Source organism: Cupriavidus sp. 22TCCZM04-2, from assembly GCF_057798895.1.
Genome location: NZ_JBYOJS010000003.1, coordinates 168106 through 189811 on the forward strand (window position 1 = coordinate 168106; position 21706 = coordinate 189811).

The window sequence follows — 21706 nt, forward strand, 5'->3', positions numbered from 1 at the left end:
ATGGTTTGCATGGTAGACGGATTCTGGCGATTCCGATATCGGGAAAATACTGAAATTTCCCATTACCTCCAACAACGGGACGGGTTAGAAGGCCACAAACGCAACAACGCGCCGTAGCGCGTTGTTGTATGATGACTTGGCCCCGCCCGGTAAAATCAGGGGCTGCCAGTCAGGTGCTTATTGCTTCGCCTTCTGCGCGTACTTCCAGCCGATCTCGGCCATCGGGCGCGCACGCTTGCCAGCGTCGAGCGCCTGCGCCGATGAAGCCGTGCCATCGACCACGCGCTTCATGATGCCCTGCAGGATGCCGGCGATGCGGAACATGCTGAAGGCCAGGTAGAAGTTCCAGTCGCCGGTGATGGGGCGGCCGGTGCGCTGCTCGTACAGGCGGCGATAGGCGGCCTCGTCGGGGATGCCCAGCGCGGCATGGTCGAGGCCCGCGATGCCGCGGAACTGGCCCGGCGCGATATGCCAGCTCATGCAGTGGTAGCCGAAGTCGGCCATCGGGTGGCCCAGCGTCGACAGTTCCCAGTCGAGCACGGCCAGCACGCGCGGCTCGGTCGGGTGGAACATCAGGTTGTCGAGGCGGTAGTCGCCGTGGACGATGCAGGTGAGGTCGGCGTCTTCCTGCGGGATATGCTGCGGCAGCCAGTCCATCAGCGCATCCATGGCCAGAATCGACTCGGTCTCCGACAGCTTGTACTGCTTGCTCCAGCGTTCGATCTGGCGCTGGAAGTAGTTGCCGGGCTTGCCGTAGTCGCCCAGCCCGATGGCCTGGTAGTCGACGCTGTGCATGGCCGAGATCACGCGGTTCATCTCGTCGTAGATGGCGGCGCGTTCCGTCGGCGTCATGTCCGGCAGCGACTGGTCCCACAGCACGCGGCCGCTGACAAATTCCATGATGTAGAAAGCGCGGCCGATCACCGATTCGTCCTCGCACAGCGCATACATCTTAGCGACCGGTACGTCGGTGCCGGCCAGCGCGGCCATCACGCGGTACTCGCGCTCGATCGCATGGGCCGACGGCAGCAGCTTGCTCTTGGGGCCGGGCTTGGCGCGCATCACGTAGGTCTGGCCCGGCGTGACGAGCTTGAAGGTCGGGTTGGACTGGCCGCCCTTGAACTGCTCCACGCTCAGCGGGCCGGCAAAGCCTTCCACATGCTGGCGCATCCAGGCTTCCAGCGCGGCGATGTCAAAACGCTGCTGGTCCGCCACGGGGCGCGTGCCTTCGAAGTGCGATACGTTGCTGCTCATGCTGTCTCCGGTGATGTTCTGGTGCTATCGGGTATGAGGGTATGACGTTCGGTGTGCGGGCTGGCACCTCAGGCAGCGGGCTGCCGTCCGCGCAGGTACTGGTGCAGCAGGACTTCCATGGTGGTGTGGCGCGAGCCGCTATGCACAGGCGTAGGCGGCGAATAATTGGTCATGCGCACGACCCAGTCGAGCGGATCGTCGCCCATGTCGAGCACATTGATGCAACCCGCGGTCTGCAGCAGCGAGCCAAAGAACACGCGCCGGCCGCAGGTGATGGCCTGCGACAGGATCGCGCGATTGGTGCCGCCATGCAGCACCAGCAGCACCGTATCCCAGCCCGGGTCGTCACGCAGTCGTTGCAGGGCAGGCAGGACGCGGTCGAGAAACTGGCCGATGGTCTCGCCGTTCAGGAAGCGCTTGTCCTCGGATACCTCGCCTTCAAAGGCGCCGACGAAGGCGTCGCGCAGGTCCTCGGTAGCAATGGCCGACAGGTCGCCGCCACGGATCTCCCGGAGATCGGGCCAGACTTCGGGCTGTACGTCCCGCATTTCGGGCAGTTCGGCCAGCACCAGTTCGGCGGTTTCAACGGTGCGGGGCAGGCCGCTGACGATGATGCGGTCGAAGCGGATTCCCTCCGCCGCGAACGCGCGCCCGGCGGCGGTGGCCTGCATGCGGCCGGTCTCGTTGAGCGGCACCATCTCGGGCAGCGCGGGACAGCCGCCTTCATCGAAGTATGAGACGGCGCCATGGCGCATCAGGTAGATGCGGCGGCGCGAGGACGGCGGCAATTCCATGCATGTCTCCCATCATTCGAGCAGGCCCGTCTTGCGCGGGCTGGCTGCGGCGGCGCAAAGCGCCGCGGTGATCAAGGCAACCTTCAGCGGTAGCGCGGCTTGCGCTTTTCCAGGAAGGCGCCAATGCCTTCGCCGCCATCCGGATGGTGAAGGGCCGCCACGAAATTGTCGCGCTCGGCCGCAAGGTGTTCAGTCAGCGACGCAGCCGCCGCATGGTTGATCAGGCCCTTGATGCGGCCGACCGCATGCGGCGACTGCTCGGCCAGCCCCTCGGCCAGCTGCAGCGCTTCGGTCAGTGCCTGGCCCGGAGGCACCACGCGGTTGACCATGCCGAAATGCGCGAGCCTGGCGGCATCGATTGGCTTGCCTTCCATCATCAACTCGCTGGCCAGGGCACGCGGCAGCGCGCGCGCCAGTTCATACGAGCCGCCGCCATCGGGCGTCAGGCCGACCTTGACGTAGGCCATGACGAACTTGGCATCGCTCGCGGCCACCACGAAATCGCAGGCCAGCACCACCGAGAACCCCGCGCCGGCAGCCGCACCTTCCACTGCCGCGATAACCGGCTTCGGGAACGCGTGCAGCGTCTCGATCCAGTGGTTCAGTGTCTCGATGCTCTCGGCCTGGACTTCGGGTGGCTTCGAGCGATTGCCGAGCAGCCGGTTCAGGTTGCCGCCGGCGCAGAAGATGCCGTCGGCGCCGGTGATGATGACCGCGCGTAGCGAATCATCGCTGGCGGCGGCGTTCAGCGCTTCGAACGAAGCGGCGTAGATGTCCGGATGCAGCGCGTTGCGCGCTTCCGGGTTCGAAATGGTCAGTACCAGCGTCGAATCGACGCGGGATGAAAGCAGTTGCGCGGTCATGGGCAGCCTCGGGTGTTGCGGGGGCAGGGGAGCCGAGGCTCCTCAGTTCTCTTCGGTCAGCAGCGACAGGCCCAGGCCCGCACGGCGCCACAGCCACGGGCTCGGACGGTAGCGCATGTCGCCGGTCAGGGCTTCCATATTGCGCAACGTCTCCAGCACCAGTTGCGGGCCGACAGCGTCGCCGAGTGCCAGCGGGCCCTTCGGATAACCCAGGCCCAGGTTCACGGCCAGGTCGATGTCCGCCGGCGAGGCAATGCGCTGCTGCACGATATCGCTGGCGATGTTGATGATGCAGCAGAGCACGCGCTGGGCAATGAAGCCGGCCGAGTCGCGGATCACCGTGACCGGCACGCCGTCGCTGGCGAACAGGCCATGCGCGGCGTCGCGCGCGGCGGCGCCGGTGGCGGGCGTGGTCATCAGCGTGCGGCGTTTGGTGGCCTCGAACGGCAGCAGCGTGTCGATGGCCACCGTGCGCGAGGCGTCCAGGCCTTGCTGGAGCGCGCAGGTGGTGGCATCGAGGCCCAGCGGCGTGACCACGATCAGCGCATCGGCGGAAGGCCGGTCACCGCTCTCGGGCGTGATGCCAAGTGCGCCGAGCAGCTTCGTCACCATGGCGTGGCCGCGTTCGCTGGCACGGCTGACCCACACGCTGCCCGGACGTGCCGACGGGACCGCGGCCGTGGCCGGGACCTGCTTCTGGCCATCCACGTAGCGGTAAAAGCCGGCGCCGGCCTTGCGCCCGACCAGGCCGCCGACCGAGCGGATCGCCGTGATCGGCGACGGACGGTAGCGCGGCTCCTGGTAGAACTGGTTGTAGATCGATTCCATCACCGGGTGCGACACATCGAGCCCGGTCAGGTCCATCAGCTCGAACGGCCCCATGCGGAAGCCCGCTTGCTCGCGCATGACGTTGTCGATGTCGGCGAAGCCGGCCACGCCTTCCTGCGCGACCTTGATGCCTTCGATATTCATGCCGCGGCCGGCATGGTTGACGATGAAGCCAGGCATGTCCTTGCAGCGCACCGGCGTATGGCCCATGCGGCGCGACAGGGCCATCAGCGCATCGCCCACAGCCGGGTTGCCGGACAGGCCGTCGATGACTTCGACCACCTTCATCAGCGGCACGGGATTGAAGAAGTGGTAGCCAACCACGCGGCCGGGTTCCTTCGCGCCGACGGCGATGGCGGTGATCGACAACGACGAGGTGTTCGAGGCGATGACCGCGTCAGGACGTAGCACCGCTTCCAGCTTCGCCACGAGATCGCGCTTCACTTCAAGCTTCTCGACGATGGCTTCCACCACCATGTCGCAGCCGGCCAGGTCTTCGAGCGCGCCACAGGGCTTCACGCGGGACAGCGTGGCCTCGGCGTCGGCAGCGGAGATCTTGCCCTTTTCAGCCAGCTTGCCAAGCGTATCCTGCAGATACTTGCGCGCAGCTTCCACCGCTTGCGGGTTGGCGTCGTACAGATTGACGGTGAGTCCGGCCTGCGCCGCGATCTGGGCGATGCCGCGGCCCATGGCGCCGGTACCCACGATGCCGAGCGTCTCGATGGTGAAAGTGCTCATATTGCGTCCCTGAAGTTGTGGTTAAATTAGCACGATCGTACGTTTTATGCACCTTTCCGGAAATAGCCGGAACGCGGGCAACGTGCGCTGATCGGCCAGTCCGGCGGCATCGGAAGACCGGAATGGCCCACAATGGCTTTGGGCTTCGCGCCCGCAAGCATGATTCCAACAGGAGAGAGACGACATGCTGAAACTGTGCGGGTTTGCCGCCAGCAACTACTACAACAAGGTCAAGCTGGCACTGCTGGAAAAGAATGTGCCGTTCGAAGAAGTGCTGGCATGGATCGGCGAGACCGACCTGGCGGCCACGCCGGCGGGCAAGGTGCCCTACATGATCACCGAATCGGGGTCGCTGTGCGAGTCGGAGGTGATCAACGAATACCTGGAAGCCGCCTATCCGCAAACGCCGCTGCTGCCGCGCGATCCCCTGCAGGCCGGCAAGGTGCGCGAAATCATCACTTTCCTGGAGGTGTACCTGGAACTTACCGCGCGCGAACTGTATCCGGAAGCCTTCTTCGGCGGCAAGGTCAGCGATAACGTGAAGGAGCGCCAGCTCAAGCTGCTGACGCGCTATATCCCGGCGTTCGCCAAGCTGGCGAAGTTCTCGCCGTTTATCGCGGGAGATTCCTTCACGCTGGCCGATTGCGCCGCAGCGGTCCACCTGCCGCTGATCTCTTCGTGCACGAAGATCATCTATGGCAAGGACCTGCTGGCCGACCTGCCGGTCAGGGACTACCTGAAGACGCTGTCGGAGCGCCCCTCGGTGCAGAAGGTCAATGCCGACCGCAAGGCGAATACCGAACTGATGATGAGCCGGAACAAGTAAAACGGCCAAGGTGCCGAACGTAAACGCCCGCGGCATGCCGCGGGCGTTTACGTGTCGTTGATCTCGACCCTAGAGCTTCGCCAGCCGCTCCAGCGCCAGTGCCAGCGTCTCTTCCTTCTTGGCATAGCAGAACCGCACCACGCCCGATTCACGCGGCTGCGTGTAGAAGGCCGAGACCGGGATCGCCGCCACGCCGATCTCGCGCGTCAGCCACATCGAGAAATCCGCTTCGCTCAAGTCCGAGATCGCGGAGTAATCCACGCACTGGAAATAGGTGCCTTCGGACGGCAGCAACTTGAAGCGCGTGTTGGCCAGCCCCGCGCGGAAGTAGTCGCGCTTGGCCTGGTAGAAGGCGGATAGTTCCAGGTACGGCGCGGGGTCGGCCATGTAGTCGGCCAGGCCATGTTGCACCGGCGTATTCACGGTGAACACATTGAACTGGTGGACCTTGCGGAATTCCGCCGACAGCGCCGCCGGCGCGGCTACGTAGCCGACCTTCCAGCCGGTCACGTGATAGGTCTTGCCGAAGCTCGACACCACGAAGCTGCGCCGCGCCAGTTCCGGATGACGCGAGACCGAGGCGTGCGGCTGGCCGTCATAGACCATGTGCTCGTAGACCTCGTCCGACAGCAGCAGGATGTCGGTGCCGGCCAGCAGTTGCGCCAGCTTTTCCATGTCGGCGGCGCGCCAGATCGTCCCGGTCGGGTTGTGCGGCGTGTTGATCAGAATCATCCGCGTGCGCGGCGTGATGGCTGCCGCCAGGCGGTCGAACGGCACGCGGAACGACGGTGCTTCCAGCGTGACGGGCACGGCGGTCGCCCCGGCCAGCTCGATGGCAGGCAGGTAGCTGTCGTAGCACGGCTCCAGCACGATCACCTCGTCGCCAGGATGCACCGCGCACAGGATGGCCGTGAGGATGCCCTGCGTGGCGCCGGCCGTGACGGTGATCTCGCTTTCCCAGCTGTAGCGATGGCCGTACAGCGTCGCGATCTTGTCGGCAATGGCCTGGCGCAGGCGCGGCACGCCCGCCATCGGCGGGTACTGGTTGTGGCCGGCGCGCATGGCGTCGGTCACGGCATCGACGATGCGCGGATCGCAATCGAAATCCGGAAATCCTTGCCCCAGGTTGACAGCGTTCTTCTCGGCGGCCAGCGCCGACATCACGGTGAAGATCGTGGTGCCGACCGAGGGCAGGCGCGATGCGGGCGGCGTCAGTGGGGCGAGGGCGGAGTCTGCGGACATGGGCTGCAACGTTGGAGTGCGATGGCTGAAAACGGCTTGCCGGACCGGGCTATAGCGGCAACAGCGGCCATTCTAAAGGGATTCGGGGCGATCAGGCTGCAGCGCCCAGCGCGGCCAGCCACTGGCCGAACGCGGGCGGCGTCATCACTTCCACGCCGCTGGAGCGGCGCAGTCGGCTCCGCAGCTTGAGCACGGCCTTGTCCTTCGACACCAGGCAGGCGGCCCGCGAGAAGTGCGCGAGTTCGACGAACTTCTGGTCGTCGGTGTCCTTGCAGCGCGGCAGCCGGATGGCGTCGGCGTCTTCCTGAGCGGGCAGGGGTTCCAGCGTGCTGAAGCGGTCCACGACCGCGAGCGCCGCGTCGATATCGACGGCAAAGCGCGCGAATTGCGGATAGGCCAGCACACGGCGCAGTTCTTCGCGGCAGTCGGCGCGGATCACCGGGGCGATGGTGCCGGCTTCCAGTGCCGCGCGGATCGGCGTGCAGTGCGGGTCGCCGAACACCAGCAGGTCGACCCAGATATTGGAATCCAGCACCACGCGCGGGGCAGGGCTGGCATTGGATGTGATGTCGGCGGCGCTGGGTGACGAGGTGTCGCCGGAAGCGTCGCCGGAAGTCGGGTTGGTCATTCGCTACAATCTTGCCTTTGTGTTTCCCGCGATTTTGCCATGCTCATCGTCCTGTCTCCCGCGAAGTCCCTGGACTACGAGACACCCGCGCGCATCGAGACCCATACGCTGCCCCGTTTCATCGACCGTTCCGCCGTGCTGATCGAGCGCCTGCGCAAGCTCGCGCCGCAGGATGTCGGCGCGCTGATGGACATCTCCGACAAGCTCGCGGTGCTCAACGTCACGCGCTACGCGGACTGGTCCGAGTCGTTCACCGCCGCCAACAGCAAGCAGGCGGTGCTGGCCTTCAACGGCGACGTCTACGACGGCTTCGATGCGAAGAGCCTGTCGGCCGATGACCTCGGCTTCGCGCAGAAGCATGTGCGGATCCTCTCCGGCCTGTACGGCGTGCTGCGTCCGCTGGACCGGATGCAGCCTTACCGCCTCGAGATGGGCACGCGCCTCGATAACGCCGCGGGCAAGGACCTCTATGCGTTCTGGGGCGACGCTGTCACGCAGCTGCTCAACGGCGACATGGCCGCACTCAAGCACGAGGGCGCACCCACGCTGGTCAACCTGGCGTCGGAAGAATATTTCAAGGTGGTGCGCCCGAAGGTGCTGAATGCGCGCATCATCACGCCGGTGTTCGAGGACTGGAAGGGCGGCCGCTACAAGATCATCTCGTTCCACGCCAAGCGCGCGCGCGGCACCATGGCACGCTATGCGGTCACGCATCGCGTCACGGAGCCGGCCGCGCTCAAGCGCTTTGCCGAAGACGGCTATGCGTTCGATGCCACCGCTTCCGACGACGGCCGCTGGGTGTTCCGCCGCCGAATCGAAGACTGAACCTACCCACGGAGCCGCCCGTCATGCCTTCCGCCCTGCATATCTCGACCCACTTTGATTCCGGCGCGATCGAAGTCGAAGCGCTCGATCATGCCGACGATATCCGCCTGCGCATCCGCGCCGATTCCCACGCGGAATTCCGCCAGTGGTTCCACTTTCGCCTTCAGGGTGCGGCGGGGCAGCCGTGCCGGCTGAAGTTCCTGAATGCCGGCGAATGTACCTATCCGGACGGCTGGCGCGATTACCATGCGGTGGCGTCGTATGACCGCGCCAACTGGTTCCGCGTGCCGACGCGCTACGACGGCCAGGTGCTCACCGTCGAATTCACGCCCGAACATGACAGCGTATGGCTGGCGTACTTCGAGCCCTATCCGGAAGAGCGGCACCTGTCGCTGCTGGCGACGTGCCAGCGCTCGCCGCTGGCGAAGCTGTCGCACCTCGGCAGCACCGTCGATGGCCGCGACCTGACCCGCGTCACCGTGGGCCAGCCGGGCCCCGGCAAGAAGACCATCTGGATGATCGCGCGCCAGCATCCGGGCGAAAGCATGGCCGAATGGTTCTGCGAAGGCGTGCTGCAGCGCCTGACGGGCAGCGGTATGTGGGCGCACGACCCGGTCGCGCGCCGGCTGCTCGAGCGCGCGGTGTTCCATATCGTGCCGAACATGAACCCGGATGGCTCGGCGCGCGGCAACCTGCGCACCAATGCCGCCGGCGCCAACCTGAACCGCGAATGGATGACGCCGAGCCCCGACACCAGCCCCGAGGTCTGGCACGTGCGCCGCGCGATCGAGGCCACCGGCTGCGATCTGTTCTTCGACATCCACGGCGACGAGGGCCTGCCCTACAACTTCGTCGCCGGCAGCGAGATGCTGCCGAGCTTCACCGAGAAGCAGCGCGACGAGCAGGCACGTTTCATCGAAGCCTTCAAGCGCGTCTCGCCCGACTTCCAGGACGTGCACGGCTATGCGGCCAGCAAGTACAACGCCGACGCGCTCAAGCTGGCGTCCAAGTACATCGGCCACACCTTCGGCTGCCTGTCGCTGACGCTCGAAATGCCGTTCAAGGACAATGCCGACCTGCCCGATGCCGCGGTTGGCTGGAATGGCGCGCGCAGCGCGCTGCTGGGCACGGCGATGCTGGAGGCTATCCTGGAGTTTCTGGGCTGAGACTGCCGCAGCGAGCACAAAAGGCCCGCCATCATGCGGGCCTTTTTGCATCGGCTTTTTCCGTCGGCTAGTGCTTCTTCTTGCTCGTGCTCTTGCCGGACGAATTCGACGAAGAGGAAGATGCCTTCGCCGAAGACTTGCCCGACGCGCTGCTCTTGGTCGATGCCGTTGACGAGGCCTTCGACTTGCCCTTCGCGCCCTTGTGGCTCTTGCTGGACGACGCATGGCGGGAGGCCTGTACGGCCGGTGCCGCAGCGGGTTCCGAGATCGTGGCGCCGCTGCTGTCCAGCAATTCATAGGCCAGCATCATGCCATCGTCATAGCCGCAGCGGACCTTGACCTGCTGCCATGGCTCCTCGCCGCGGCGCTTGTGGGCCAGGGCGGAGAATGTCACCACGGAGTTGACCGGCACGGCCTGCTTGCCTGGCGAGAAGCGTCCGTTCCACGGTTCCACCGTGGCCTGGCCGCTGGCGAGCGCGCCGGTGGGGATCTTGAGCGCATCGTAGGTGGCCGAGCGCGGCACGACCCAGCTGGCGTGCGCGGCGCAGTCGGCGACGTCGCTCGTGGCGCTCTCCGTCTTCATCAGCTGCTCGCGCATCTTCGCGCGGTATTCGGCAAGGCTGACGCGGCCACGGTCGGGCAGGGTGATGGTCTTGGTCGGTTCGGTGGCGGCGCCAGTGGCGGGCGTTGCCGGCGCAGCGGGCGCGACGGCGGGGCGGGCGGGGGCCGCGGCGGCCGCGGACTGGCTGGCGGCATCCGTGCCATCAGCTGGCATATTGGCGCAGCCCGCCAGCACCAACGCACCGGTGACTGCGGCGGCCAGCATGCTGAGGCGGCTGCCGATCAGTTTGGAAATTCGTCGGATCACGGTGTCTGTCTTGCCATTCCGGCAAGCATGGGTTCGCAAAGGATTGCCATGATAGAGGAAACCTATCTTGGGAAGTTCCTAAACTTTGTTACCCATTCTTGTTATGCACCAATCATTGCGTGGCTTTATCAGAAAGCCCGTACGTTGTGCAACTGAGATGAACCCGGATGCAGCGTGCTGCATCCGGGCATCTTGCGCCGCGGCTCAGGGCAGGGCGCGGGCAGGCATGGACCGCGTGAACTTCAGCAGGTCGTCGAGCATGGCGTTCAGGTTGTGCCGCAGCTTGGCAAAGCCGGCCGTATGGGTCAGCCCGGCTTCGTCCATGTAGAGCTTGCGGTTGATCTCGAGCTGCAGGCTGTGGCGGCCAGTCTGCGGCTGGCCCACCACGCGCACGATTTCCACGCCCTTGTACGGGTGGTTGCGCCAGACGTCATAGCCCAGGTCCTTAAGCATGCCTTCGACACGGTCGGTGAAGCGCTTGTCGCAGGTGGTGCCGTCACGGTCGCCGATCACGAAGTCGGGATGCTGCAGCCCTGGAAACTCGGTGGCGTATTGCGCCGCCTGGCTCGGCATCGAATGGCAGTTGATGTGCCATGCAGCCCCGTGCGCGGCCACGGCATGATCAGCCAGCTTCTGCAGTTGCGCGTAGTACGGCAGGTAGCAGCGGTTGATGCGCGCCTGCACTTCTTCCACGCTCAGCTTGCGGTCGTAAATCGCTTCGCCGGTGTCGAGCACGCGCCAGACCAGGCCCTTGCCGAGACGGGTCTTGGCCGTGACCTGCTTCGCGCCGGGCCACGGCGCGTCGAGCAGGGCCTCGTCGATTTCCTCGAGTCCGCGGTTGGCGTCCAGGTAGCTGCGCGGAAAGCCCGCGCACAGCAGCGGAATGCCGCGAGCCGGGGCACCCGCGTAGAGTTCGTCGACAAAGGTGTCTTCGGCCTGCCGCAGCAGCGGCAGGGGCAGGCTTGCATCGGGACGGAAGTCCGTGGGATAGACGGTGGCGCTGTGCGGCGAATCAAGGAACAGCGCGCTCGCCGGGCCTTCCGGCTGGTAAAGCTGGTACGGACTGTCCGCGGTATTTCGGTCTGCTTCGGTCATGGTGCGGCGGCAATCAGTCGAGGGAGATCCTGGCCGCGGCGGCCACGCGCTTGTTCTTGGCCACTTCGCTCTTGATCTGCGCGGCAAACTGCGCAGGCGAGTTGCCCACTGGCGTGGCGCCCAGCTTTTCCAGTTTAGCCTTCACCTCGGGCAACGCCAGCACCTTGATCGCTGCCGCGTTCAGCTTGCCCTGCAACTCGGCCGGCAGGTTTGCCGGGGCGATCAGGCCGAACCACGCGGCGTCGTTCACTTCGGGCAGGCCCAGTTCGGCGAAGGTCGGCACATTCGGCAGTGCCGCCACGCGCTTGGGCGCGGCCACGGCCAGTGCGCGCAGCTTGCCGCCTTCGATAAACGGCAGCGACGACGGCAGGTTGTCGAACAGCACCTGGACCTGGCCGGCCAGCGCGTCGTTCAGCGCGGGGCCCACGCCCTTGTAAGGCACGTGCAGCAGTTCGCTCTTGCTGCTCATCTTGAATAGCTCGCCCATCATGTGCGAGACGCTGCCATTGCCGGCCGAGCCATAGGCCAGCTTGTTCGGCTGCGAGTGCGCCAGCGCGATGAACGACTTCATGTCGGTGGCCTTCACCGACGGATGGATGCTCATCACGTTGGGCACGGAGGCCAGGTTCGTGATGGTCGTGAAGTCCTTGGTGGCGTCATACGACAGCCGCGGGTACACCGCCGGGTTGATGCCGTGCGTCGAGGCCGTGGCGATGCCCAGCGTGTAACCGTCCGGCGCGGCCTTGGCCAGGTAGGCGGTGCCGATGCTACCGCCCGCGCCGCCGCGGTTGTCCACCACGACGGCCTGGCCGAGCTGCTGGCCCAGCTTGTCGGCGACGATGCGCGCCACGATATCGGTCGTGCCGCCGGCCGGGAAGGGCACCACCAGCGTGATCGGCTTGTTCGGGTAGTTGTTCTGGGCGGCGGCGGGCAGCGCGGCGCAGGCGGCAAAAGCGGCCGAGGCCGCGACGAGAACGCGGAAGACTTGTCGACGTTGCATGGTGGTTGGGAAGAAGAGGGAAGCAGATTGGGAGAAAAGCGGTTTCCCCGATTCTGCTCGCGCCAGCAAGGCCTCGGCAAACGAATTAAAATCGCACGGTCATTCCATTTGGTCGTGAAGTTGAGGTGATGTATGCGGCGTATGATGCCGTCGATGACCGAGTTGCAGGCGTTTGAGGCTGCTGCCCGCCACAACAGTTTTACTGCAGCCGCCCGCGACCTGCACGTGACGCAGGGGGCCGTCAGCAAGCAAGTGCGCAGTCTGGAATCGCGGCTCGGGGTGGCGTTGTTCGAACGGGTCCGGCAGCGGCTGGAACTGACTCCGGCGGGAGCGCGCTTTCTGGAGCGCATCCGCCCGACGCTGGACGAGATCGAGGCCGCCACGGTCGAGGCCGCGGGCCGCGAGCAGCCGGGCGGCATCCTCCATATCGCAAGCATGCCCACGCTCGGTGCCAAGTGGCTGATTCCGCGGCTGCCTCAATTCTTCGCGCACCATCCTGAAGTGCAGCTGGAGTTTATTCCGCACGCACAGGGCTATGTCTTTGACGAGCCCGAACTGGATGCGGCCATCCGCTTCGGCGTAGGCGTATGGCCGGGCAGCGTGGCGGACTACATGATCGGGCGCGAGATCGTGCCGGTGTGCCGGCCCCGCTTGCTTGGTGAACCAGCGGGGTCGCCGGAAGCATTGCTGCAGTACCCGCTGTTGCACCACACCACGGTGCCCGAAGCCTGGCCGGACTGGTTCGCGGAGCTTGGCGTTCCCCCACGCGACGCCTGGGCCGGCGCGCGCTTCGATCAGTTCTCGCTGCTGACGCAGGCCGCGTTGTCGGGCCTTGGCATCGCCCTGATCCCGCGTTGCCTGATCGAGGAAGAGCTGGCCAACGGTGCGCTGGTGATCGCGCATCCGGCGCGCGTGCTGAGCAACAAGGGCTACTACCTTTGCTATCCCGAGCACAAGCAGCATCTGCCGGCGCTGCAGACCTTCCGTGCCTGGCTGATGGAAGGCGCCGACGCGCGCGGCTGACTGCGTGCCAACAATAAAAAAAGGCGCTGTGCCGCGCCTCTTTTGTGCTTCCTTACTTCGACAACACCTTCATCGCCGATTCCAGTCCCGCCAGCGTGACGGGATACATGCGGCCTTTCATCAGCTGGTTGATGACCGTGATCGACTGGCGGTATTGCCACAGGCCTTCCGGTTCCGGGTTGAGCCAGACGAAGTGAGGGAACTGCTCCGTCATGCGGTTCAGCCACACCGAGCCGGCCTCGGCGTTGTTGTACTCGACCGAGCCGCCGGGCTGCAGGATCTCGTACGGGCTCATGGTGGCGTCGCCGACGAAGATGATCTTGTAGTCGGGCGTGTACTTGTGCAAAAGGTCCCACGTCGCCAGCTTTTCCGCATGGCGGCGGCGGTTGTTCTTCCACACGTGGTCGTACAGGCAGTTGTGGAAGTAGTAGTACTCCAGGTGCTTGAACTCGGTCTTGGTGGCCGAGAACAGCTCTTCCACGCGCTTGATGTGGTCGTCCATCGAGCCGCCCACATCCATCAGCATCAGCACCTTGACCTTGTTGTGGCGCTCGGGCCGCAGCTTGATGTCGAGCAGTCCGGCATTGGCGGCCGTGGCATGGATGGTGTCGTCCAGGTCCAGTTCGGTGTCGGCGCCTTCGCGCGCGAAACGCCGCAGGCGGCGCAGCGCCACCTTGATGTTGCGCGTGCCCAGCTCGACCTGGTCGTCATAGTCCTTGTAGGTACGCGCTTCCCATACCTTGATGGCCGTGCGGTTGCCCTTGGACGGTCCGCCGATGCGGATGCCCTCCGGGTTGTAGCCGCCATGGCCGAACGGCGAAGTGCCTCCGGTGCCGATCCACTTGTTGCCGCCCTCGTGCTTTTCCTTCTGCTCTTCGAGCAGTTGCTTCAGGCGCTCCATGAGCTTGTCGAGTCCGCCCATGGCCTCGATCTTGGCCTTTTCCTCGGCCGAAAGCTCGCGCTCTAGCGTCTTCTGCAGCCAGTCGAGCGGAATGTCGGACTTCCAGTCGACCAGGCTTTCCACGCCCTTGAAATAGGCGCCGAAGGTCTGGTCGAACTTGTCGAAGTGCTTCTCGTCCTTGACCAGCGTCATGCGCGACAGGTAGTAGAATTCGTCGATCGACGGCGAGATGACCTGGGCCTTGAGGGCTTCCAGCATGGTCAGGTATTCCTTGACCGAGACCGGCAGCTTGGCGTGGCGCAGCGAGAAGAAGAAATCGATCAGCATGGTGCCTCGCGATCAGTGGCAGCGGGGCGGCGCGCTCAGCGCGGCCGCTCGAGCTGGAATTGCAGGTGATTGCACACCGCCGGCCATTCGCTGGCGATGATCGAGAACACCACCGTGTCGCGCAGCGAACCGTCCGGCATGCGCATATGGTTGCGCAGCACGCCGTCCTGTTTCGCGCCCAGGCGCGCAATGGCCGTGCGGCTCTGGTGGTTCATCCAGTGCGTGCGGAACTCCACGGCGATGCACTCGAGCTGTTCGAACGCATGGCGCAGCAACATCAGCTTGCACTCGGTGTTCAGCGGCGTGCGCTGCACGCGGCGCGCGTACCAGGTCGAGCCGATCTCCACGCGCCGGTTGGCCGCGTCGATGTTCATGTACGTCGTCATGCCGGCCAGCTCGCCATCGGCGTCGCGCACCGCGAACGGCTGCATCGAGCCTTGCTGCTGCAGGCCCAGGCGCCGCGCGATCTCGGCCTCCATGCGATCGGGCGCTGGCACGGTGGTGTACCACAGCTTCCACAGGTCGCCGTCTTCGGCGGCAGCGCGCAGGCCTTGCGCGTGCTCGGCCCGGAGCGGCTCGAGCGTGGCGTGCCGGCCCGACAGCGTGACGGGTTGGATGAAGTCGCTCATCAGCGGTTGGCGCGGTTCATGAACACTAGGCGCTCGAACAGGTGCACATCCTGCTCGTTCTTAAGCAGCGCGCCATGCAGCGGCGGGATCGCGGCCTTCTTGTCCGGGCTGCGCAGCGCCTCGGCCGGAATGTCCTCGGCCATCAGCAGCTTGAGCCAGTCGATCAGTTCCGACGTCGACGGCTTCTTCTTCAGGCCCGGCAGGTTGCGCATCTCGTAGAACGATTCCAGCGCGGCGGCCACCAGTTCGCGCTTGATGCCGGGGTAGTGGACGTCGACGATCTGCTGCATCGTCTCGGCATCCGGGAACTTGATGTAATGGAAGAAGCAGCGGCGCAGGAACGCGTCCGGCAGTTCCTTCTCGTTGTTCGAGGTGATGATCACCAGCGGGCGATGCCTGGCCTTTACGAGTTCGCGCGTCTCGTAGACGTAGAACTCCATGCGGTCGAGTTCGCGCAGCAGGTCGTTCGGGAATTCGATGTCGGCCTTGTCGATCTCGTCGATCAGCAGCACCACCTGTTCGTCCGCTTCAAAAGCCTGCCACAGCACACCCTTGACGATGTAGTTGCGAATGTCGTGCACGCGGTCATCACCAAGCTGCGAATCGCGCAGCCGCGATACGGCGTCGTACTCGTACAGGCCCTGCTGCGCCTTGGTGGTCGACTTGATGTGCCATTGCAGCAGCGGCATGCCCAGCGCCGCGGCCACTTCCTCGGCCAGCATGGTCTTGCCGGTGCCCGGCTCACCCTTGATCAGCAGCGGACGCTGCAGCGTTCGCGCGGCATTGACGGCCAGCTTGAGGTCGTCCGTGGCGACATACTGGTCACTACCTTCGAAACGGACCTGCTGGGCGGAGGTGGCTTGGGCGGAAGCGTTGGCGGTGTTTGACATGAGGCAACCTGAAGTGGACGGCCGGGTAGCTGGCCGGATAAGGCCAGGGTCGGCGTGATTAGTGCAGTCTCTTCGCGCTGTCACGCGCGCTTTCATTATGGAACCCGGACGAGCCTGAGCGGTGCCGAGGCGCCGCTGCGGCAAGATCCGCGAACGGTCGTTCGTAATTCCTGGATGGGTCAGTATAAAAGACCTTTACCGTTCTTGTTGGCGCCGGCTGACATTAGGGTTGCTCCCCGGTCATCGGCTGGACTGCCAGGTGCCGCCTGCTGTACAATGCGGCGGTTTGACGCGCCCCCACGTCCAGTTCTCCAGCATCCGGCAGTCCGCGTTCAGAAGTCCCTGCGGTCCGACGGGTCGCGGTGATTGCGAGAGGTGGTCCCAGAATGGTGTTCCACATCCCGGCAACGAACCGGATGCGACAGTCTGATGGATTGCCAGCAGGCACCCACGGGCTGCCAGGCTTCCCGCAGAAGCATTCTGAGACCGTCTCCGCCCGGCAGGGCAGGTCACGCACGGTTTAACTTCCAATCCGCTAAGACAATGAAAAAGCTCCTCACGATGGTGGTGCTGGGCGCGGCTGCAACAGCAGCGCTGGCACAGGAAGTCAAGGGCAATGGAGACGCTGCCAAGGACAAGGTTGCAATGTGCATCGGATGCCACGGCATTCCGGGCTACCGTGCGTCGTTCCCGGAAGTCTATGAAGTCCCGATGCTCGGCGGCCAGAGCGCCAAGTACATCGAGAACGCACTGAAGGGCTACCAGAAGGGCGATCGCAAGCATCCGACCATGCGCAGCATTGCCGCGTCGCTAACCGACCAGGACATCGCCAACCTGGCGGCCTACTACTCGCAGCAGAAGGCCGGTTCGCAGAACAACACCTTGAAGTGAGAGACACCGCAACCATGAAGACGCTTCAGACGCTTTCGTTCGCGATTGGCGCACTCGTGCTGGGTGCCTCCGCCGCCACTGCTTCGGCAGCCGACCTTTCCGCCGGCAAGGCGCTGGTCGAGAAGGGCAATTGCGTGGCCTGCCACGGCGCTGGCCTGAATGCCCCGATTTCTCCGGACTATCCCAAGCTGGCTGGCCAGCATGCCGACTATCTCTATCACGCGCTGATGTCGTACCAGGTGTCGGGCGTGCCGCAGGTGGGCCGGTCCAACGCGATCATGGCTGGCCAGGTCAATGCCAACCCGGCCGTTACGGACAAGGCTGGCAAGCCGCGCCCGTTCACGCGCAATGAACTGAAGGACATCGCTGCCTACATCGAGTCGCTGCCGGGCGACCTGGTGCTGAAGAAGTAAAAGACGTCTCGGCGATTAGTCGCCTTGTAGTCGCCAAAAGCCGCTTCCCGTGAGGGGGCGGCTTTTTTGCGTCTGGAGGCAGCGGTCCCTATGCCGCCGCGTGCAGCAAGGTAAAGGAAGGGCCCGTGCAACCGGCCGAGATCGAGTCCGCCAGCACCTGCGACCTCGATGGCATGCTTCTCGCCGACTATGCCGGCCCGAAAGCGCAGATTTTCTATGCCGGCGATGCCCGGCCGCACTGGTTCTGCGACACGGTGGAGATGTTCCACACGCTGCTTAAGCCTGCACAGGCGAGGCCAGTGCGCGCGGTGTTCGTGCAGGACATGGCGCTCGCGGAGTGGGAGAGTCCGCGCGGCCACTGGTTCGACGCCACCACTGGCGTGTACGTGTTCGGCAGCAAGCGCCGCGGGCCGATGGGTCCGGCGATCGCGAGCTTCCGCGATGCTGCGGGCGCCCGCGCGTTCATGGATGGCTACGGCGGGAAGATGCTGGCTTATGCAGAGGTCACGACCGACATGGTCGACATCTGCGGCGGCGCATCGAACGACGGCCGGATGTAGCGCCACAGGCGGCGCACCACCGGCCGTCAATCAGGCGAGCGATATCAGTTGCCGCTGCCGCCTGCCAGGCGGCGGGCCTTGACGGCTTCGGCCAGCGTTTCCAGCACCTTGACCGAATCGTCCCAGCCGATGCAGGCGTCTGTCACGGACTGGCCATAGGTCAGGCTTTCCACCGGCGTGCCCTGCACGTGGTCCTGGCGTCCCGCGACCAGGTGCGATTCGACCATCACGCCGACGATGCGGTCGTCGCCGGCGGCGAGCTGGCGACCGATGTCCTCGCATACCAGGATCTGGTTCTCGTGCTTCTTGCTGCTGTTCGCGTGCGAAGCATCGATCATCAGGCGCGCGGCCAGGCCGGATTTGGCGATGGCGTCGCAGGCTTCCTGCACGCTGGCGGCATCGTAGTTCGGCGCCTTGCCGCCGCGCAGGATGATGTGGCAGTCCTCGTTGCCCGAGGTCGACACGATCGCCGAGTGGCCGCCCTTGGTCACGGACAGGAAATGGTGCGGCTGCGACGCGGCCTTGATCGCATCGACGGCGATCTTGACGTTGCCGTCGGTGCCGTTCTTGAACCCGACCGGGCACGAAAGTCCCGACGCGAGTTCGCGGTGCACTTGCGATTCGGTCGTGCGCGCGCCGATCGCGCCCCAGCTGACCAGGTCGGCGATGTACTGCGGGCTGATCATGTCCAGGTACTCGGTGCCGGTCGGCACGCCCATCTCGCTGATGTTCAGCAACAACTCGCGCGCGGTGCGCAGGCCGTCGTTGATCTTGAAGCTGCCGTCCATGTACGGGTCGTTGATCAGGCCCTTCCAGCCGACCGTGGTGCGCGGCTTCTCGAAGTAGACGCGCATCACGACTTCCAGTTCATTGGCGAAGCGCTCGCGCTGCACCTTGAGCAGCTTGGCGTATTCGAGCGCGGCCTTGGTGTCGTGGATCGAGCATGGGCCGATGATGACGATCAGGCGGTCATCCATGCCGTGCAGGATGCGATGCATCGACTGGCGCGCGGCGTAGATCACGTCCGAAGCCTTTTCGGAGCAGGCGAACTCGCGGATCAGGTGCGCGGGCGGCAGCAGTTCCTTGAGTTCACGGATGCGCAGGTCGTCGGTGTTCTTCAGCATGATGAGTCCGGTCTTGTGAGGTCGTGGAAGTTGTCTGGGCGAAGCAGGGAAAAAAGCAGATATAAAAAAAGCCGCCAGTCTCGCTGGCGGCTTTTTCTTTTCGGTTCGGGGCGCTTACAGCCGTCCCTCCCTATCCGCCAGCGGTGTGGGTTCGCTAAAGAAGTAAAAGTAAAACTTAGCGGACATGGCGGAGAAGGGCAGGGCTGGGGTCAGCGTGAATTCGATTTTGTTTCGAAGCGCGGCTTTTATGCTGCGCTGCGTGACAGAGGGGCAGGAAATTGCGCGAACACCGTCAAAATTTCGGGTCGCGGCGATCACCTGCGCGACCGCGAAGCATCTTTATAGCGCTTTTTGCAAGGGTTGGCAAGTGCCGCGCCGGGCTTCGTGATGCCCTTGGCGCGGCCGCCACGCTCAGGCCGTGCCGCCCACCGTCATGTTTTCGATGCGCAGCGTCGGCTGGCCGACGCCCACGGGCACGCTCTGGCCTTCCTTGCCGCACACGCCGACGCCCGAGTCCAGCCGCATGTCGTTGCCGATCATGGTGACGTCCTTGAGCGATTCCGGGCCATTGCCGACCAGCGTGGCGCCCTTGACCGGATAGGTGATCTTGCCGTCCTCGATCATGTAGGCCTCGCTCGCCGAGAACACGAACTTGCCGTTGGTGATATCGACCTGGCCGCCGCCGAAGTTCACGGCATACAGGCCCTTCTTCACGCTGGCGATGATTTCCTGCGGGTCCTTGTCGCCATTGAGCATGTAGGTGTTGGTCATGCGCGGCATCGGCAGCGCGGCATAGCTTTCGCGGCGGGCGTTGCCCGTCACGGGCATCTTCATCAGGCGGGCGTTGAGCGTGTCCTGGATATAGCCGCGCAGGATGCCGTCCTCGATCAGCGTGGTGCACTGGGTCGGGTTGCCTTCGTCGTCCAGGTTGAGCGAGCCGCGCCGATTGGCCAGCGTGCCGTCATCGACCACGGTCACGCCCTTGGCCGCCACGCGTTCGCCCATGCGGCCTGCGAAGGCCGACGAGCCCTTGCGATTGAAGTCGCCCTCCAGGCCGTGGCCGACCGCTTCGTGCAGCAGCACGCCGGGCCAGCCCGGACCGAGCACCACGGTCATCGCGCCGGCCGGGGCGGGGCGAGCTTCCAGGTTGACCAGAGCGGAAGCCACGGCTTCGTCCACGTACTGCTGCAGCAGGGCATCGGTGAAATAGCCGTAGGCGTAGCGGCCGCCGCCACCGGACGAACCGATCTCGCGCCGGCCGTCCTGTTCGGCGATGACGGTGACGGACACCCGCACCAGCGGACGCACGTCCGCGGCGAGCACGCCGTCGCTGCGCGCCACCAGCACCACGTCGTATTCGCCCGCCAGTCCGGCCATGACCTGCACCACGCGCGGATCCTTGGCGCGCGCCATGCGCTCGACGCGTTCGAGCAGCGCCACCTTCTCGGCGGCCGCCATCGAGTCGAGCGGGTCGTTCGGCGTGTACAGGTTGCGGCCCGTCTTCGAGGCCAGTTCGCTGGCCACCTTGACGCGGCCGCTGCCGGAACGGCCGATGGTGCGCGTGGCCGCCGCGGCCTGCGACAGGGCCGGCAGGCTGATGTCGTCCGAGTAGGCGAAGGCCGTCTTGTCGCCCGAGACCGCGCGCACGCCCACGCCCTGGTCGATGCTGAAGCTGCCCGACTTGACGATGCCTTCCTCCAGGCTCCACGCCTCGTTGCGGGTGTACTGGAAATACAGGTCGGCGTAGTCGACCTTGTGCGTGAAGATGTCGGCCAGCACGCGCTGCAGCCTGGCTTCGTCCAGGCCATACGGCGCCAGCAGCAGTTGCTGCGCGGTGGCAAGGTTGCGGATTCCGAGATCGCCGGCGTTCATGAACAGTCCTTTTCTTTCTTGCTGGGCGCCGGCATGGGAGCGGCGCCGTATAGTCAGGTTGAGGCGGGGGCTTTCGCCAATGCTACAGCACCCGGTGTCGCAGTGCGGGCAGGTTCTGCCGGACTTCGGCCAGCCGCGCGGGGTCGATCACGCCGGTGACGACACCTTCGCCCTCGGGCAGCACGGCCAGCAACTCGCCCCACGGATCGACCAGCATCGAATGGCCCCAGGTGCGGCGGCCGTTCTCGTGCTTGCCACCCTGTGCGGCGGCAAGCACATAGCACTGGTTTTCGATGGCGCGGGCGCGCAGCAGGATTTCCCAGTGCGCCTGCCCCGTGGTGTAAGTGAAGGCGGCAGGCATCAGAATCAAGCTCGCGCCGTCGTCGCCTGCAAGGCCACGGTAGAGTTCGGGAAAACGCAGGTCGTAGCACACCGACATTGCCACGCGTCCGCACGGCGCGTCGAAGCTGACCGGCGTGCTGCCTGCCAGGATGGTGCGCGATTCGTCATAGCTTTCGGTGCCGCGCGTAAAGCCGAACAAGTGGATCTTGTCGTAGCGGGCCACGCGTTCACCGCGCGGGTCGAATGCGAGCGAGGTGTTGTAGACGCGTGCGTCGTCGCCGCACCACATCGGCAAGGTGCCGCCTACCAACCAGATGCGGTGGCGTCGCGCGGCATCGGCCAGGAATTGCTGCACCGGGCCGTCGCCGTCCTGCTCGCGGATGGCGATCTTGTCGGCTTCGCGCTGGCCCATCATGCAGAAATACTCGGGCAGCAGCACCAGCTCCGCACCGCCGAGCGCGGCTTCGGCAATCAGCGTTGCCGCGCGCGCGAGGTTGGCATCGACCGACGTGCCGGTCACGGTCTGGATGGCGGCAACACGAAACGGGGCAGGGGCTTGCATGGATCGCTTCCTTGGACGAGGGCACGCCGTGACACCGCCGGCTCA

At 65.1% G+C, this 21706-nt stretch carries 22 protein-coding genes; 7 read left to right on the plus strand and 15 right to left on the minus strand.

The window, feature by feature from the left end; all coding sequences use genetic code 11:
• Positions 1-177: 177 nt before the first annotated feature.
• The 4 genes from AC3FKG_RS06650 to AC3FKG_RS06665 form a co-directional block, all read right to left on the minus strand.
• On the minus strand, positions 178-1254 hold the full coding sequence (locus AC3FKG_RS06650) for a phosphotransferase (protein WP_488742714.1): 1077 nt from the start codon (positions 1252-1254) through the stop codon (positions 178-180).
• Between the two features lie 68 nt (positions 1255-1322).
• Positions 1323-2048, minus strand: a complete 726-nt coding sequence (locus AC3FKG_RS06655; RefSeq protein WP_488742715.1) for a histidine phosphatase family protein — start codon at positions 2046-2048, stop codon at positions 1323-1325.
• A gap of 83 nt (positions 2049-2131) precedes the next feature.
• Positions 2132-2911, minus strand: a complete 780-nt coding sequence (locus AC3FKG_RS06660) for an oxepin-CoA hydrolase, alternative type (RefSeq protein ID WP_483710961.1) — start codon at positions 2909-2911, stop codon at positions 2132-2134.
• A 42-nt stretch (positions 2912-2953) separates the two neighbouring features.
• Positions 2954-4477 (minus strand): 3-hydroxyacyl-CoA dehydrogenase, encoded by a 1524-nt coding sequence (locus AC3FKG_RS06665; protein ID WP_488742716.1) that lies wholly within the window; start codon positions 4475-4477, stop codon positions 2954-2956.
• Positions 4478-4661: 184 nt separating this feature from the next.
• Here AC3FKG_RS06665 and AC3FKG_RS06670 point away from each other — a divergent pair, with 184 nt between their 5' ends.
• Positions 4662-5303 carry a glutathione S-transferase gene (locus tag AC3FKG_RS06670; protein ID WP_488742717.1) on the plus strand — a complete coding sequence of 214 codons (642 nt, stop codon included), beginning with the start codon at positions 4662-4664 and terminating at the stop codon, positions 5301-5303.
• A gap of 69 nt (positions 5304-5372) precedes the next feature.
• Here the strand turns inward: AC3FKG_RS06670 and AC3FKG_RS06675 are convergent, their stop codons facing one another.
• Positions 5373-6545, minus strand: a complete 1173-nt coding sequence (locus AC3FKG_RS06675; RefSeq protein WP_483710964.1) for a pyridoxal phosphate-dependent aminotransferase — start codon at positions 6543-6545, stop codon at positions 5373-5375.
• Between the two features lie 91 nt (positions 6546-6636).
• On the minus strand, positions 6637-7173 hold the full coding sequence (locus AC3FKG_RS06680) for a putative toxin-antitoxin system toxin component, PIN family (protein ID WP_488742718.1): 537 nt from the start codon (positions 7171-7173) through the stop codon (positions 6637-6639).
• Between the two features lie 39 nt (positions 7174-7212).
• Between AC3FKG_RS06680 and yaaA the strand changes: the two genes are divergently transcribed.
• Both yaaA and AC3FKG_RS06690 read left to right on the plus strand, forming a co-directional pair.
• Entirely contained in the window at positions 7213-7998 is a 786-nt protein-coding gene (yaaA, locus tag AC3FKG_RS06685; RefSeq protein ID WP_483710966.1) for a peroxide stress protein YaaA, read from the plus strand.
• 23 nt (positions 7999-8021) lie between these two features.
• Positions 8022-9164: a M14 family metallopeptidase gene (locus tag AC3FKG_RS06690; protein WP_488742719.1), complete on the plus strand. Its 1143-nt coding sequence runs from the start codon at positions 8022-8024 to the stop codon at positions 9162-9164.
• Between the two features lie 67 nt (positions 9165-9231).
• Here AC3FKG_RS06690 and AC3FKG_RS06695 read toward each other — a convergent pair whose 3' ends face one another.
• From AC3FKG_RS06695 to AC3FKG_RS06705, 3 genes are all read right to left on the minus strand, one after another.
• Positions 9232-10032 (minus strand): BspC domain-containing protein, encoded by an 801-nt coding sequence (locus AC3FKG_RS06695; RefSeq protein ID WP_483710968.1) that lies wholly within the window; start codon positions 10030-10032, stop codon positions 9232-9234.
• Between the two features lie 204 nt (positions 10033-10236).
• Positions 10237-11127: an N-formylglutamate amidohydrolase gene (locus AC3FKG_RS06700; RefSeq protein ID WP_483710969.1), complete on the minus strand. Its 891-nt coding sequence runs from the start codon at positions 11125-11127 to the stop codon at positions 10237-10239.
• Between the two features lie 13 nt (positions 11128-11140).
• Entirely contained in the window at positions 11141-12127 is a 987-nt protein-coding gene (locus AC3FKG_RS06705; RefSeq protein WP_483710970.1) for a tripartite tricarboxylate transporter substrate binding protein BugE, read from the minus strand.
• A 132-nt stretch (positions 12128-12259) separates the two neighbouring features.
• Here AC3FKG_RS06705 and AC3FKG_RS06710 point away from each other — a divergent pair, with 132 nt between their 5' ends.
• Positions 12260-13150, plus strand: a complete 891-nt coding sequence (locus AC3FKG_RS06710) for a LysR family transcriptional regulator (protein ID WP_488742720.1) — start codon at positions 12260-12262, stop codon at positions 13148-13150.
• Between the two features lie 52 nt (positions 13151-13202).
• Here AC3FKG_RS06710 and AC3FKG_RS06715 read toward each other — a convergent pair whose 3' ends face one another.
• Genes AC3FKG_RS06715 through AC3FKG_RS06725 form a run of 3 tightly spaced genes read right to left on the minus strand, consistent with a single transcriptional unit; the run spans position 13203 to position 15897 of the window.
• Positions 13203-14378: a vWA domain-containing protein gene (locus AC3FKG_RS06715; protein ID WP_483710972.1), complete on the minus strand. Its 1176-nt coding sequence runs from the start codon at positions 14376-14378 to the stop codon at positions 13203-13205.
• Positions 14379-14413: 35 nt separating this feature from the next.
• Positions 14414-15007, minus strand: coding sequence for a GNAT family N-acetyltransferase (locus AC3FKG_RS06720; RefSeq protein ID WP_488742721.1), 594 nt, complete (start codon positions 15005-15007; stop codon positions 14414-14416).
• On the minus strand, positions 15007-15897 hold the full coding sequence (locus tag AC3FKG_RS06725) for an AAA family ATPase (protein ID WP_483710974.1): 891 nt from the start codon (positions 15895-15897) through the stop codon (positions 15007-15009). Before AC3FKG_RS06725 ends, AC3FKG_RS06720 begins: the two co-directional genes overlap by 1 nt.
• Before the next feature lie 543 nt (positions 15898-16440).
• Here AC3FKG_RS06725 and AC3FKG_RS06730 point away from each other — a divergent pair.
• The 3 genes from AC3FKG_RS06730 (at position 16441) to AC3FKG_RS06740 (ending at position 17761) form a co-directional block, all read left to right on the plus strand.
• Positions 16441-16788: a c-type cytochrome gene (locus tag AC3FKG_RS06730; RefSeq protein WP_483710975.1), complete on the plus strand. Its 348-nt coding sequence runs from the start codon at positions 16441-16443 to the stop codon at positions 16786-16788.
• Between the two features lie 14 nt (positions 16789-16802).
• Entirely contained in the window at positions 16803-17201 is a 399-nt protein-coding gene (locus AC3FKG_RS06735) for a c-type cytochrome (protein ID WP_483710976.1), read from the plus strand.
• A gap of 125 nt (positions 17202-17326) precedes the next feature.
• Complete coding sequence (locus AC3FKG_RS06740; RefSeq protein ID WP_488742722.1) at positions 17327-17761, plus strand: nitrous oxide reductase accessory protein NosL; 435 nt, start codon at positions 17327-17329, stop codon at positions 17759-17761.
• A 44-nt stretch (positions 17762-17805) separates the two neighbouring features.
• Here AC3FKG_RS06740 and aroG read toward each other — a convergent pair whose 3' ends face one another.
• From aroG to AC3FKG_RS06755, 3 genes are all read right to left on the minus strand, one after another.
• Complete coding sequence (gene aroG / locus AC3FKG_RS06745; RefSeq protein ID WP_483710978.1) at positions 17806-18885, minus strand: 3-deoxy-7-phosphoheptulonate synthase AroG; 1080 nt, start codon at positions 18883-18885, stop codon at positions 17806-17808.
• A 411-nt stretch (positions 18886-19296) separates the two neighbouring features.
• A complete protein-coding gene (tldD, locus tag AC3FKG_RS06750) occupies positions 19297-20757 on the minus strand; it encodes a metalloprotease TldD (RefSeq protein WP_483710979.1) in 1461 nt (486 codons plus the stop codon).
• An 82-nt stretch (positions 20758-20839) separates the two neighbouring features.
• Positions 20840-21661, minus strand: a complete 822-nt coding sequence (locus tag AC3FKG_RS06755) for a carbon-nitrogen hydrolase family protein (protein ID WP_488742723.1) — start codon at positions 21659-21661, stop codon at positions 20840-20842.
• Between the last annotated feature and the right edge of the window lie 45 nt (positions 21662-21706).